We start from the raw sequence: 14,291 nt of genomic DNA on the forward strand, positions 1-14,291 counted from the left end.
CCCGCAAATGCGGACCTATCGGTTATTCATCAATTTCTTCTGTTTCTTCCGTCTCTTCTGCTTCTTCTGAAGCTGCGGTCTCAATTCCCGCTTTTTCCATGACAAGGCGTTTGGCTTCCATAAGTTGAGGATCCTCTTCTTCGATTTTTTCCCGGAGAGCTTCCATCAACTTATACGTAGTGTCTTCAGTCAGCACACCTGTAGATTCCAATTCGTTGTCTTCCTGGAACGCCGTGACAGCCTGCTCCAATTGTTCTTCAAAAACGCCGTCGATTTCACCCGGGTCATAGCCGACCACTTCCAGCATTTGTTCTGCAGTACGGACATGTTCTGAAATAGTGCCGTCTTTCAATTCGAGTGACGGATCGATGACCGGCAAGGAAGCATATTCCGGATATTCAACTTTAACATCCGGAGTGATTCCTTCCTGATGAATCCAGTTGCCGTCCGGTGTCAGCCATTTCGCCGTCGTAAACTTCAAGTTTGAGCCGTCCGGCAAATCATTGGCTGTTTGGACCGTGCCCTTGCCGAACGTTTTTTCTCCGACCAATTGAACATCAGCAGATTCACTCATAGCGCCCGCCAAAATTTCAGAAGCTGAAGCACTTCCTCCATCGATCAGCAAAGTGACGGGAATATCCACTTTTTCGCCGGGTGTCGATAAATAGATTTCTGGTTCCTCGCCTTTTGCCTCCACTTCAAACATTTCTTTTCCTTCTTCAATGAAAAGGTTGGAAATATCGAGCGCGGAAGTCAATAAGCCGCCCGGATTTTGGCGTACATCCAGCACCATCGCTTGCATGCCCTGTTCTTCCATGTCTTCAATAGCCGTCATCAATTCTTCATAGGTGTTCTCTGAAAAGCTGGTGACTTGAATATGAGCGGTTTGGTCGCCGATCATTTCTGCATACACCGTTTCAATCGGAATTTCATCCCGGACAATTTTCACGTCGATGGGGTCTTCAATTCCTTCACGTTGTATAGTCAATGTCACTTCCGTCCCTTTTTCACCACGGATCAGCATGACAGCTTCGGTCGTGCTGTAGCCCTGGATATCTTTGCCGTCCACGGCAAGAATTTGATCATTCGGCATAATACCCGCTTTTTCAGCCGGTGAATTCTTGATCGGGGAGACGACCGTGACATAACCGCCGCGTTCCTGTACTTCTGCGCCAATTCCTTCAAAACTCGAGGATATACCTTCTAAAAATTGCGCTGCTTCGTTTTCGTTCATGTAATCGGAATATGGATCTTCCAAAGAGTCGACCATGCCATTGATGGCTCCGTTGATCAATTCTTCGTTATCCAATTCTTCGTAATAGCCGTTTTTCAGTTCATCATATGCAGCATAAAGTTTCTGGAATTCCACCCGCTCGGGAGAATTCACTTCCACTGCCTTATCTTCTCCAAAAGTCAGTGCGAACACAGTCAATCCGGTGGTCAGTAATATCAGGACGACGACAAGCATGATAAAATTGAATGTCTTCATCCGGATAAAGTGAGCCGGCGCTTCTTCTACAGGCGGTATTTGTTCTTGCTCATCGCCAGGACGCTTCTCATCCATCTTCTTCCCCACTTTCATAGTTGCCAGTTCATGCTGTTTCGATTTTAACAAGGTTTAAAAGAAATGAAAAGAAAAAGACTGCCTGGACAGTCTTTTTCTTTGTTATTCCTGAATGGCGGCTTCCAGTGCGACGACGATCATGTCGTTGAACGTGGTTTGGCGTTCTTCTGAAGATGTCGCTTCCCCTGTCAGCAAATGATCGCTGACCGTCAATACAGACAAAGCCTGACGCCCGAATTTAGCAGCCAATGTGTAAAGGGCAGCAGTCTCCATTTCAAGTGCCAGCACACCGTACTGCGCCCATTTTTCGTGTTCTGCATGTTCATTGTAGAAAACATCTTCTGTAAAGACATTGCCGACACGCAGGCTCAACCCTTTTTCCAACCCTGCGTTATAAGCTTTCAGCAGCAAATCGAAATTGGCGGTCGGCGCGTAATCAATGCCGTTGAAAATGATTTCGTTCATTTTTGAATCAGTTGAAGCACTTTGTGCGATGATGACGTCACGCACTTTGACGTCCTGATGAATAGAGCCGCATGTACCGACACGGATCAATTTCTGGACATCGTACTCGTTCATCAACTCAGTAGTATAAATGGAAATGGAAGGAACTCCCATCCCTGTGCCCTGCACCGAAATCCGCTTTCCTTTGTATGTTCCTGTGTAACCGAACATATTGCGCACTTCGTTATAGCAAGTTACGTCTTCCAGGAACGTTTCAGCGATGTACTTTGCCCGCAAAGGATCCCCCGGAAGTAAAATCGTATCCGCTATTTCGCCTTTTTTTGCATTGATATGAACACTCATCTAAAAACCTCACTTTGTTTTAGTCGGTTTAATCATACTGTTTTTTTACAGCCAGTGCAATCATGGACATTATTGGCTTCTGTATTCTTCCCACATATCATCGAATGTGGAAGCCGTCATGACAGGATGGGCTCTTTCTTCAATATATCTGGAGATTTTTTCGAAATCCTTCGAACTTTTTGGAAAACCATGATCGAGGAACATGGCGTCTGCGAACCTCGAAAAATCGTCCGGATTCATTTTTCCACGGTAGCTTAGCGCGAAATGATAAAATGACCGTTCCATCTGTGTCCCCCTTTCTTCTATAACTAGATATTGTGAACTAAAAATCAGCTTTTATACACTGCTTCGGCCGCTTTGGGCATAAACCGGTGCTCCTGTCTCTGCATCGTTGCGCTGCTGTTTTGCGGAATATCGCCAGTGAAAGTCACCAGTTCAACTTAATTATAGTTGAACATGAAAATTCCCGGACAGCTGTCCGGGAATTTAGTCATTCAAACAATTGCTTGTATTCCGACAGCCCTTCGGCGTCCAATTGATCTTTCGGGATGAAGCGCAGCGCCGCAGAGTTGATGCAGTAGCGCAGACCGCCCATGGATGCTGGACCGTCCGGGAAAAGATGCCCCAGGTGGGAATCAGCAGTGGAACTGCGCACTTCCGTCCTTCTCATGCCGTGGCTTGTATCCAAATTTTCTTTGACTTCTTCGCTTTCGATCGGCTTGGAGAAACTGGGCCAGCCGCAATGTGCATCGAATTTGTCTTTCGAGCTGAACAGCGGCTTGCCGGAAACGATATCAACGTAGATCCCTTCTTCAAAATGCTGGTCGTACTCATTCTGAAAAGGCGGTTCCGTGCCATTTTCCTGCGTCACTTTGTACTGCATCGGTGTCAACTTCTTTTTCAATTCATCTTTCATTGCTCAGCACCCCAATTTCTTTGAATGAATGCGGCTCTTCCCGAACCGGTCGCATACCGGTTGTAGTGAGCCGGATTTTTTTTGTAATAGTCCTGATGATAATCTTCCGCCGGGTAAAACGGCTTGGCTTCCCGAATGCTGGTGGCGATGGGTTTATTGAATTTCCCTGAGTTTTCCAGTTCCTGTTTTGACTTTTCAGCTGCCTGCCGTTGTTCTTCCGAGTGATAAAATATGGCTGTTGCATAGGAAGAGCCCCGGTCAAAAAACTGACCGCCGGGATCAGTCGGATCAATTTGCGTCCAAAATACTTCCAGCAATTTTTCGTACGGGTAAATATCAGGCTGGAAGGTGATTTCCACCGCTTCCACATGTCCTGTCAAATTCGAACATACCTCTTCGTATGTCGGATTCGGTTTGTCTCCACCGGTATAGCCGCTGACCACCGCTTCAATTCCGTCCAAGGAATCAAACGGTTTGACCATGCACCAAAAACAGCCTCCTGCAAAAGTCGCTTTCTCAGTTTTCATTTTTCCACTCCCCATTCTATGGTTGAACGGTCACTTTCAGCCGGATATCGTCTTCTTCCAGATTAAAAGATTCCGCTTCCACTGTAATGCCGTCTTCCAAAGGAATTTCTGTCAATCTCAGCAGTACAGTTTCTTCCTTCGGCGTCACTTCCATGAATTCAGGAAGATCCACAGAGTCTCTTAGTAACTTTAACGCAGATTCAGGGGGAATATCCAACATCCCGACCTCAACGGATTTTTGTTCCAGCAATAAATTGCCGTCTTCCTGCACAAACGGGTCAAATTTCATCAGAATTGGCAATGTCATGGAAAACACATCTATTTGCGTAGATAAGCTGACATCGCTGTTAACCGATAGTTGCAAGGGAATCGGCTGATCATCCATCGCTTGCTGAATATAGGTATTGGCAATTCCCTCAAAATCCGTTTTGGTTGTCCGGACGATCAAGGAATTTCCTTCAACAGGGGGCCTGGCCTCGGGTTCATACGCCGAATGACCACTTGCCGGTGTATTGATCAGGATGACAATTCCTATGATAGCTAATACATTCAACGCCAGCAGCATAAAAAAAGCAGTTCGCCACACCTTCATTTTCTCACCCCCTACCAAGTCCGCATTCTTCCATTCTATCCAAAATCCGTTCTGTCATTAAATTATACCCTTTGCTGTTCGGGTGGAAAAAATCTGTATGATACACCAGGTTCTTGTTGCCAAGGAAGAGGTCTTTGACCGGTACATAACAGGCTTGAGGGTCTTCTTCAACTACTTCCTCCATGGTCTGGTTATAACTGGTGATGATTTCGTCAAATTCATTGATTTCGTCCGTGATCAGTGAGAAAGGGTTATAGACGCCGACTGCAATGATGGGAACTGTGGGATTGATGGACCGGATTGCCGCAAAAATATTGCGGACCCTGTTTTCGTATAATACCAATTCGTCTTCAAAAGCCTGGACATTGAGTGAAAACAGATCTCTCTTAACGATTCTCATAATGTCATTGCCACCGATCGTCATTGTCACATAATCTGCTTCTGCGATCGGACCAGTCAATTCCCCTTGTTGAAAAAGAGACAGCAATTGGTCACTGCGGCGGCCGCGTTTTGCGGTATTTTCAACAGACGTTCCCTGCACTCCCTGCCACGCCCTTATTTCTCCTGCCAATCTGCCCACATAGCCGCCTCTATTGGCTTCATCACCAACACCCTGTGACAGCGAATCCCCGATGGCCGTAATGATCAATGTGTCCGGAACAAAAGTCGGCGGTACAGTAAATGCCGTAAACGCTGCTGGAATACGCGGTTCTGCTTCATCGTTGCCAAAGATAAAAGAAGAACTGCATCCCGGTAATATAAACATGACTAGTATTCCGATCAACAGGATGCGTTTCAATGTATTCTCTCCTTTTTCAAAGTGGGATGCAGCGCGGCTTATTCTGCGTAAAACATGAAACCGATGGCGCCGATTCCTGTATGTGTGGATATTACCGGTGTCGTATAATCGAATTTGATATCAGCAAATCCCTTTTCAGCAATCATTTCACGCAGCGGCTCCGCCATCGATAGACCGTTGGCATGGGCAATCCCGATGCCTTTTACCACTTTTCCGGCCGTCCTTTCTTCGAAATCTTTAATCAAATACTGGACCACCTGCTTGTGGCTCCGAACTTTGGCTACTGGCGTATATCCTCCATCATCCAGTGAGGCAATCGGTTTGATCTTCAGGAACGATCCAACCAACGCCCGTCCTTTGCCGATACGTCCCCCTTTGACCAAATTATCAAGCGTATCGACCACTACGTACAGTTTTGTATTTTTGCGGATTTGTTCGACCCGGTCCACAATTTCCTGGAGTGGTTTTCCCTGCTTGGCCATTTCAGCAGCTTCTACGACTTGAAAAGTCAGCGCATGGGAAATATAACGCGAGTCGATTACCGTGACATCCGTTTCTGTCAGCTCGGCTGCCGCTCTTGCAGATTCGACTGTGCCGCTCATGCCGCCCGTCATGTGAATCGACAGCACCTGGTCGCCGTCTTTTCCGAGTTTATCGTACAACTCCTTGAAAACACCGGGGGAAGGCTGTGAGCTTTTTGGAAGTTCTTCCGACTTTTCCATCAGTTCCAGAAAAGATTCCGGCTCCAGGTCCACACGATCCAAATAAGTTTTGCCACCGATTTGTATCGATAATGGTACTACATGCAAATTGTATTTTTCAATTGTCTCCTGTTTCAGATCTGCTGTAGAATCTGTCACCACGTGTATTTTTGACATCTATCCACTTCCTTACTGGTTTCCTTTATTTTAAAAACATTCTAAATCTATCGCAAACGATAAGGTCTTTCTTGTCAATGAGCCTGCATCAATCGCCGCTTTTTTCATACACCAAATAAGAAAAAGGGATGCCGTTCGACTGCTTTTCTTCGGAAGCCGTCACCAACTTCCATTCTTCACCATACTCAGGAAAAAACGTGTCCCCTTCGAACGGCTTTTTGATCAACGTGATATACAGGCGGTCGGCTTCCGGTAAAATCGCCCGAAAAATCTGTTCGCCTCCAATGACCATCACTTCATCATTCACTTCTTTTGCCAACCGGATGGCCTCATCCAGGTCGTGGACAATGTCCACCCCTTCAGCGCGGTACTCTTCGTTCCGTGTGACGACGATATTCCGCCTTTTCGGCAAGGGACGACCGATCGACTCAAATGTATTGCGGCCCATGACCATCCCTTTGCCGACCGTGTGTTTCTTGAAATAGGCCAGGTCTTCCGGAATGTGCCATGGCAACTGATTGTCTTTTCCGATGACCCGGTTCGGATCATGTGCCACCATCAATGAAATCATGCTATCCCTCCTTATACTGCAACCGGTGCTTTGATCCGCGGATGAGGATCATAGCCTTCGACTGAAATATCCTTTACTTCCAATTCAAAGATTGAATCGATTTCTTCATTGATTTTCAAAATCGGCAAAGCCCTTGGAGTTCGCTGCAGTTGTTCTTTCACCTGCTCCATATGATTGGAGTAAAGATGCGTATCGCCAGTGGTGTGAACAAAATCTCCTACGCCGAGCCCGCATTCCCTCGCAATCAAATGTGTCAGCAGCGCATAGGATGCAATATTGAAAGGCATGCCCAGGAAAACGTCCGCGCTTCGCTGATACAGCTGGCAGGACAGCTTGCCGTCAGCGACGTAAAATTGGAACATCGTATGGCAAGGCGGCAGCGCCATATCATCGACAAATTCAGGGTTCCAGGCAGTCACCAGATGGCGACGGGAATCTGGGTTGTTTTTGATGGCTTCTATGACATTCCGCAACTGATCGATGGTGCCTCCTGTTGTGGTTGCCCAGGAACGCCATTGTTTGCCGTAGACCGGACCCAGGTCCCCGTACTTTTCGGCAAACTGGTCATCCGTCAGGATCTTTTCCTGAAAGATTGCCATCTGTTCCTGATACTGCCTTGAAAATTCATCGTCCTGCTGGGCTCTTCTGCCAAAATCCGTCATATCCGGACCGTTGTATTCACTGCTTTCCACCCATTGCGCGAACGCCCACTCATCCCAAATATGATTGTTTTCGGCAATCAGTGATTTTACGTTCGTATCTCCTTTAATGAACCATAATAATTCCGAAACGATCAAACGGAATGCTGTTTTTTTCGTTGTCATCAACGGAAATCCTTCATTTAAATTGAAACGCATCTGGTAGCCGAAAACACTCAATGTCCCGGTTCCTGTGCGGTCTTCTTTTTTTGCGCCATTCTGCAGGATGTGCTCGCAAAGTTCTATGTACTGTTTCATTTTATTCGCCTCCATTGCTATTTTCATCATAACAAAATTTAATAAAAAAAAACCGTTACAAGTGTAACAGTTTTAAGAAAGCCATTTTGGCGGCGTATTTTTCGACCAGTAGATTTCCCCAAGCGCTATGTGCTTCTGGAAATCATCTTCCGCCAAATGATAATGGAAGTTGAAGAAATACCCTTCCAATGGCTTTTTCTCGGTCCGGACATGGAAACGGATGGCATCTTTGTTTGTTGCCGTATCGTAAATATGGAAAATCTTTTCCGAATAATCGCCTGATGGCTTTTCAGAAATCGCCAATCGATTCAACTGGCTGGTGCTGAGGCCGGCCAGGTTCAAGTCAATCGCCTGCTGGATGCCCGGCAAAATCGCTGTTTGGAATTCATCTTGAATCACAGGACCGATGCGCGATCCGAATTTCATATAAGCCTGTTGTTCTGCAGACTGGTGTACAGTTGCAAGGAAATTCGGCCCGGTTTCATAATATTCACTCAGGTCGATCCAGTCATAGCTATACTGTTTGTCATCGCTTTGTGATGTATGTGATTTGGGCTGTCCTTTTTCGTCAAGCAATGATTCCCAAATGCTGTGGTCGGGCGAAATCGCTCCAAACGTCAGCACCGCAACTGCCACAATCAGCGATTTTTGCCACCAATTCTTAATCAACGGATTCACCTTCACTTTTGAACATTTTAGTAACTTCACTCTTTAATTTAAACGAATTTACCTGCTAAAGGTTTCATCTTCCTAGAATTCATTGTACAATAAATGTATTCGGAACGTGCTGTTTTTTTGAAAAAGGAGGAAGTTTTCATGGATTCATCAATCTTGATCGGAATCGGTCTATTGTTTATGCTTGTATACCTAACATCACTTTCTTTCACAGACTAACCCAAATTGAAGACTGAAAAGCTTTGAAAGCCGGCAGCCGGCATTAAAAAAACTTCCTTAGAAAAGTAAGGAAGTTTTTTTAATGCCGATTTAACCGTTCAGGCAGTTGATGGCACCGTAATGGAATTTTGTATTGGGCCGGACCCGCCGGACAAAGCCGTAAGCCTCAAAATCCGTGGAGCGGAAATGTGCTTTCAATACAACCGTTTTGCGGGCTACACGACGCGCTTCTGTCACCCAGCGCAATGAAAGCTGATCTTTGTTGGCAGTCTGCCTGATGGTTTCAAAATTGGACGCTTCTGATATGGTTTCTGTAAACATTGGATCCATATACACGACATCCACACTGTTCGATGGAAGTCCCGCCAGGTATTCAGCCGCATCCGCCTGCACCACTTCGACCCGCTTCATTGCCTCATGCAAATGAGGCATTCCCTGATAGCGCTGCAATCCCTGCTGCACAACGTATGCCAGTATCGGATGTGATTCGCACCCAACCACTCTCCCCTCCGTACCTACAAACTGGGAAGCTACGATGGCATCCGAAGCCATTCCCAATGTACAATCTACGAAGACATCGCCTTTTGCCAGTTTGGAAACTTCAATCAACGGATCTTGATGAAGCGGCCGCTTTGTCCGGAAAGAAGAAGAATTCGGGTGAAAAAAGAACGGCTCGGTTTTACCCAACGGATAAAACTCGAGTCGTTCTTTTGCAGCGACCAGCACATCGGCCTGTTCTTCCTGATGAAGTTTTTCAACAGACCGTTTATTGCGCGGCACCAGCGGAATCGCCAACTGCTCCGAAACCGACTTTGCTTCGTCCAGCGTGAACGGCGTCGGCCGATACGCTGTGGTCACAACCGTCTTCACTGCGCAGTTACCTGCTCCAGTGCCTGGACCAAATGATCGCGGATATGTTCGCGCGGGTGATCTTCAATTTGTTCCCGGGGGATAAAATAAGCCAATTGCCCATCTTTTACAACCGCAATGGAAGGCGAAGAAGGCGGAATGTCTTCAAAGTAATTACGCATTTGCGCTGTTGCTTCCTTATCCTGTCCCGCAAATACAGTGACAAGATGATCCGGAGCGACTTTCACCGTTCTTGTTGCTTCGATTACCGCCGGACGCGCCAGTCCTGCAGCACACCCACAAACGGAATTGATGACTACCAGGCTCGTTCCTTTTGCTTCGCTCATATGCTGGTTGACTTCTTCAGCCGTCCGCAATTCGTTGAAACCTTCATCCGTCAATTCTTTTCGCATCGGTGCAACGATGCCCTGCATGTATTCATCGTATGCGTTCATATAATAAACCACCTTTGTATTTTTTATTTCTCACCTGAATAATACAGATGTCCCTACCTTCATGTTAACTGAAAGTTATTACTTTTTCATTCATTCTGATCAAAAAAGAAAAAGCATCTCAAAAGAGACGCTCATTCCAAATCTTCATACCGGTGATTCAAAGATACGAGAATATCGTTGAAAGCGCTCGATCTGTACCATTCATACGGTACCGTCTGCGAAACTCCATCGTCTTTGATTTTGAGATTGGTGGCCGACAATTGGACGATTTTCGAGTCATCCACATCCTCATTCTTCTCATCGATGCGCCTGTCTGCAAATTCTTTCTTCACTTTTTCGAACATTTCATCACGTGTCTTCTCGTCTTTGAAATCCCAGGATTCGTATTTTCCCTGATGAAGAAGTTCAATTGAGTACATATTTTCTTCCATGGTTGCACCTCCTGTTCAATGATCCCGATTTTGGTTCAATCTGCTTGTACGGAGAGTTTACCTCTTTCTGCGCAGATGAAACATTTTGTTTGCGGGAACAGGCTCTTTGTTTGCAGTATATCGGGAGTTGTTTGCAGAATATGAATCGTTGTTTGCAGAAAGCTCCGTTTTCTTTGCAATAAAAATTTATTCCGACTAAACAGTAAAAAACCAGCGACAATTGAGTCGCTGGTCCGAAAATCTTATTGCTCTTTCATCGCCTGGCGCGCTTCGGTCATTTGCTTCCAAACTGAGCCTTTCGCGTCTTCCCCTTGTTCGATGCGGGCAATCGCCATTTTGATCTGAAGCTTGACTTCGAATTCCGGGTCTTCTTCCGCTTCTTTCAAAGCCGGCAAAGCAGCTTCCGTTCCTGTCTCATAAAGGAACATCGCAGCTCTCCACCGCACCAGTTTGTTTTTGTCTTTCAAGGTTTCCATCATGATCGGCTCGAATTCTTCAAACCCAAGGTCACTGATGGTATCGCCTGCTGTTCTGCGAACCGCCCAGCTCTTGTCTTTCATCGCACGTTCTACAAGCGGAACCACCGCTTTATCTTCGATATCCCCCAGGTAAATGGCAGCTTGGCGTCTGACGGACATTTTTTCGTCTTCCAATGCTTTTGCGAGCAGCGGCAAATCTTCCAGATCAGCTTCTGTCATTTGTTCGAGCAATTGGAATCGCTGCTCCCAATCAGGTACGTCAAATTCTTCGACTGCCACTTTTCGGCCGCGTGGTGCGTTTTCTGGTTTGTCCGCATCTTTTTTCTCTGTTAATGCATCCAGACGTTCCTGCGGGTATGCGGCTTCAATTTCTTCAACCACCGTTTTCCCGATTTCCTCTTTTTCCCCGTAGCGGACACCATAGTCCACCCATTTGCGCTGCAGCAGGTAATTCTCTTCTGTCGGATCCATGACAATGCTCATCGCTGTCACAAATCGTTCCGGCATGGCAAACCGCTCTTCAGAGTTGCTGTCAAACACTTTCACCTGAAGGGGAATCCCTTTGAACTGCTGAACATGTACGTATACTTCACCGTAATGTTCGTCCAATTCGATTTCCTGTTCTGTATGGTCACTGCTTTCGCCAAACACGCGGCGGACTTCCGCCAATATATTTTCCCAATCAAATTTGGCAATCCGTTCAACTGCCAAAAAGTCGGCTACATGATAAACCCCTTTTACGCCTTCAATCGCCAGTAACGAAACGATTTCGTTCGGTGCGCCGTCCAGGTTGTCTTTGTTGTAATTGTGGCTTTTGCCGAACGGCAATTCCTGGTCAATGATCACTTTCATCGTATTCGGGCTTGGTGTTGGTTCGATCGTAATGATTTTCACAAATATCCCTCCTGCCTTTATTGTATCATGACTCCGCGATTTCTTGGAGGTAAGTCCAACGCTCGATCAAGTGGTCATATTGTTCGGTCAAGCTGTCGACTTCCTCTGTCAGTTTGCGCAGTTTATCATAGTCTGCGCCAGCTTCTGCCATTTCTTTTTCCAGTTCTTCGATTTGCGATTCGACTGAAGAGATGTCTTCCAGTATCGTACTGTACTCCTGCTGTTCTTTAAAAGTCAGCTTTTTCTTCGGCTTGTCAGTCGCCTGCACTTTCGGTTCGGAAACCTTGATCTTTTGCTCCGCTTCTTCCGGCTTGTTCTTTTCCTTGATAAAGTCGGAATACAGCCCTTGGTATTCAACAATTTCCCCTGTACCGGTAGTCCACAGTTTCTGCGCGATGCGGTCCAGAAAGAAACGGTCGTGGGAAATGGTGATCACGACACCAGGGAAGTTTTCAAGAAAATCCTCAAGCACTGACAATGTTTGGATATCCAAATCATTTGTAGGTTCATCCAACAAAAGAATATTCGGCTTTTCCATCAGCAGTTTCAATAAGTACAGGCGTTTTCGTTCTCCACCCGACAGTTTGCCGATTAACGTGCCATGTCCATTAGAAGGGAACAAAAACCGTTCCAACATTTGCGTAGCAGATAAACGCACCCCTTTGGATGCCTCATAATCGCTGGATATTTCCTGAATGTACTCGATCATACGCTGAGATTCGTCCATTTCGGGTAAATGCTGGGTGAAATGAGCAATTTTCACCGTGCTGCCATAGTCCATTTTGCCTTCCGTCGGCTCAATTTCACCGGCAAGCAATTTCATCAAAGTGGATTTCCCCGCCCCATTTGGGCCGACTATGCCGATGCGGTCTCCGCCCTGCAACAGAAAATCAAAATTCCGGAAAATCACATTATCTCCGTAAGCCACAGAAAGGTTTTCCCCTTCAATGATTTTCTTGCCCAGACGCTGGCTTTGCATGGACAGTTCAAGCGAGGTATGATCATTTACTTTTTGGACATTTTCTTTTAATTCATCAAAGCGCTGAATACGAGCTTTTTGCTTGGTTGACCGGGCCTTGGCGCCTCGCCGGATCCACTTCAGTTCAGAGCGGAAACGATTTTCCAGTTTTTGCTGGGTAGAGGCATTCATTTCGTCGCGTATGGCTTTGTTCTCCAAATAATCGCCGTAATTCCCTTTATGCGTATACATCGTTTGATCCGCCAATTCAAAAATATGCGTGGAAACTGCATCCAGGAAGTAACGGTCATGCGTCACAAACAGCATGGCGCTGTTCATCCGCAACAGGGTTTCCTGCAGCCATTCGGTTGAATTGGCATCCAAGTGGTTGGTCGGTTCATCCAACAGGATCAAGTCAGCCGGTTCGATCAGTGCTTTGGCCAGGGCGACGCGTTTCCGCTGACCTCCTGACAGTTCACGGATCGGCTGATCGTACATGTCGATGCCAAGTTTGGTCAATGCCGTTTTTGCAAGGGCGTTAATGTCCCAGGCGTTTTCACGCTCCATGCCTTCCTGGATTTTCATCAATTCCTCCTGCAGTTGCGTTGAACTGGAATCGGTCATCATATTTTTCAAAGCCTGTTCATATGAACGGTTCAAGGCAAGAATCGGTGATTCTCCGGAAAACACGGTTTCCAGGACAGTCAGCGATTCATCAAATTCCGGTTCCTGTTTTAAATAAGTGATTTCATATTTTTTGGGATGATCCATTGATACGCTGTCTGTTTCCATTTCTCCCGCAAGAATTGACATCAATGTCGATTTGCCGGTTCCATTAACGCCGATTAACCCGGCACGATCACCGGGATAAAGTGAGAATTCCACATCTTTAAAGAGGGTTTTGGCCCCCACTGTTTTTGTCAGGTTTGTGATTGTTAAGTGACTCATGCATTACCATCCGTTTCTTTTTTAAGTTGCTGTAGAAAGGATAGCATAAATTGATGCCTTTCTTCAGCTATTCGCTTTCCGGCTTCTGTCGTCATCTGGTCTTTCAGCAGCAATAACTTCTCATAGAAATGAGTGACACTGCTCACCGGTTTGGATCTGTACTGCTGTTCCGTCATTGATGTGCGGGGTACTTCGTTCCAGTCATATAATTGGCGGCCTTTGGCTCCGCCATAGGAAAAAGCCCGTGCAATGCCGATTGCGCCGATGGCATCCAGCCGATCGGCATCCTGGACAATACGCGATTCAACCGTGACAGCAGGCTCACCGTTTCCTCCCTTGAATGACACTGAACGGATGGTGTCCTGAATCAGCTTTTTCTGCAACCGGGATAGCGAAAGCTGTTCCAGAATTACCGTTTCAGGGTCTTCTCCCTCTTTTTTGTATTTCGGATCAGACACATCGTGCAGCAGCACCGCCAATTCCACCACTAATGCATCGCCCTCTTCTTCCTGCAAAATCATCCAGGCGTTTCGGCGGACTCTTTCAATGTGCTGCCAGTCATGGCTTGCATCAAACGTTTCGTATATTTTTTTGACCCGCTGTTCACAATCGTTTATTATTTCTGCTGTCATCAAACTACTCCTTTTCTTCCATTATACCGGAAATCTTTTGGAAAACCCTTTGTTTCAACTGATATTGACGATTGCCTTTCCTTCATGTATAGTATACCCATCCATTACTAGGTTTTATGGGGCCACTACATTACTCAATAA

At 46.2% G+C, this 14,291-nt stretch carries 17 protein-coding genes; all 17 read right to left on the reverse strand.

Features of this window, described 5'->3' with window-relative positions; translation table 11 throughout:
• Positions 1-22: 22 nt before the first annotated feature.
• Positions 23-1,564, reverse strand: coding sequence for a lmo1851 family serine protease (locus tag EEX84_RS03135; protein WP_123164135.1), 1,542 nt, complete (start codon positions 1,562-1,564; stop codon positions 23-25).
• A gap of 102 nt (positions 1,565-1,666) precedes the next feature.
• Positions 1,667-2,371, reverse strand: a complete 705-nt coding sequence (deoD, locus tag EEX84_RS03140) for a purine-nucleoside phosphorylase (protein ID WP_123164136.1) — start codon at positions 2,369-2,371, stop codon at positions 1,667-1,669.
• A 69-nt stretch (positions 2,372-2,440) separates the two neighbouring features.
• Positions 2,441-2,656, reverse strand: a complete 216-nt coding sequence (locus tag EEX84_RS03145; protein ID WP_123164137.1) for a YozE family protein — start codon at positions 2,654-2,656, stop codon at positions 2,441-2,443.
• 205 nt (positions 2,657-2,861) lie between these two features.
• Positions 2,862-3,287, reverse strand: a complete 426-nt coding sequence (msrB, locus tag EEX84_RS03150; RefSeq protein WP_123164138.1) for a peptide-methionine (R)-S-oxide reductase MsrB — start codon at positions 3,285-3,287, stop codon at positions 2,862-2,864.
• Positions 3,284-3,814 (reverse strand): peptide-methionine (S)-S-oxide reductase MsrA, encoded by a 531-nt coding sequence (msrA, locus tag EEX84_RS03155; protein WP_123164139.1) that lies wholly within the window; start codon positions 3,812-3,814, stop codon positions 3,284-3,286. Before msrA ends, msrB begins: the two co-directional genes overlap by 4 nt.
• A 16-nt stretch (positions 3,815-3,830) precedes the next feature.
• Positions 3,831-4,406 carry a YpmS family protein gene (locus EEX84_RS03160; protein ID WP_123164140.1) on the reverse strand — a complete coding sequence of 192 codons (576 nt, stop codon included), beginning with the start codon at positions 4,404-4,406 and terminating at the stop codon, positions 3,831-3,833.
• A 4-nt stretch (positions 4,407-4,410) separates the two neighbouring features.
• Complete coding sequence (locus EEX84_RS03165; RefSeq protein ID WP_123164141.1) at positions 4,411-5,205, reverse strand: GDSL-type esterase/lipase family protein; 795 nt, start codon at positions 5,203-5,205, stop codon at positions 4,411-4,413.
• 38 nt (positions 5,206-5,243) lie between these two features.
• Positions 5,244-6,083 (reverse strand): DegV family protein, encoded by an 840-nt coding sequence (locus tag EEX84_RS03170; RefSeq protein WP_123164142.1) that lies wholly within the window; start codon positions 6,081-6,083, stop codon positions 5,244-5,246.
• Positions 6,084-6,171: 88 nt separating this feature from the next.
• Positions 6,172-6,654 carry a dihydrofolate reductase gene (locus EEX84_RS03175; protein ID WP_123164143.1) on the reverse strand — a complete coding sequence of 161 codons (483 nt, stop codon included), beginning with the start codon at positions 6,652-6,654 and terminating at the stop codon, positions 6,172-6,174.
• Between the two features lie 11 nt (positions 6,655-6,665).
• Positions 6,666-7,610 carry a thymidylate synthase gene (locus EEX84_RS03180; protein ID WP_123164144.1) on the reverse strand — a complete coding sequence of 315 codons (945 nt, stop codon included), beginning with the start codon at positions 7,608-7,610 and terminating at the stop codon, positions 6,666-6,668.
• Positions 7,611-7,682: 72 nt separating this feature from the next.
• Complete coding sequence (locus EEX84_RS03185; RefSeq protein WP_123164459.1) at positions 7,683-8,276, reverse strand: YpjP family protein; 594 nt, start codon at positions 8,274-8,276, stop codon at positions 7,683-7,685.
• Between the two features lie 318 nt (positions 8,277-8,594).
• Entirely contained in the window at positions 8,595-9,374 is a 780-nt protein-coding gene (locus EEX84_RS03190; protein WP_123164145.1) for a class I SAM-dependent methyltransferase, read from the reverse strand.
• Positions 9,371-9,808, reverse strand: coding sequence for a BrxA/BrxB family bacilliredoxin (locus EEX84_RS03195; protein ID WP_123164146.1), 438 nt, complete (start codon positions 9,806-9,808; stop codon positions 9,371-9,373). The genes EEX84_RS03190 and EEX84_RS03195 overlap by 4 nt, the downstream gene beginning before the upstream one ends.
• Before the next feature lie 131 nt (positions 9,809-9,939).
• Positions 9,940-10,239 (reverse strand): hypothetical protein, encoded by a 300-nt coding sequence (locus tag EEX84_RS03200; protein WP_123164147.1) that lies wholly within the window; start codon positions 10,237-10,239, stop codon positions 9,940-9,942.
• Positions 10,240-10,481: 242 nt separating this feature from the next.
• Complete coding sequence (locus EEX84_RS03205; RefSeq protein WP_123164148.1) at positions 10,482-11,612, reverse strand: conserved virulence factor C family protein; 1,131 nt, start codon at positions 11,610-11,612, stop codon at positions 10,482-10,484.
• A gap of 25 nt (positions 11,613-11,637) precedes the next feature.
• On the reverse strand, positions 11,638-13,518 hold the full coding sequence (locus tag EEX84_RS03210) for an ABC-F family ATP-binding cassette domain-containing protein (RefSeq protein WP_123164149.1): 1,881 nt from the start codon (positions 13,516-13,518) through the stop codon (positions 11,638-11,640).
• Positions 13,515-14,150, reverse strand: a complete 636-nt coding sequence (locus EEX84_RS03215) for an HD domain-containing protein (protein WP_123164150.1) — start codon at positions 14,148-14,150, stop codon at positions 13,515-13,517. Before EEX84_RS03215 ends, EEX84_RS03210 begins: the two co-directional genes overlap by 4 nt.
• Positions 14,151-14,291 lie beyond the last annotated feature (141 nt).

Source organism: Planococcus salinus (genome assembly GCF_003719725.1).
GTDB lineage: Bacteria > Bacillota > Bacilli > Bacillales_A > Planococcaceae > Planococcus > Planococcus salinus.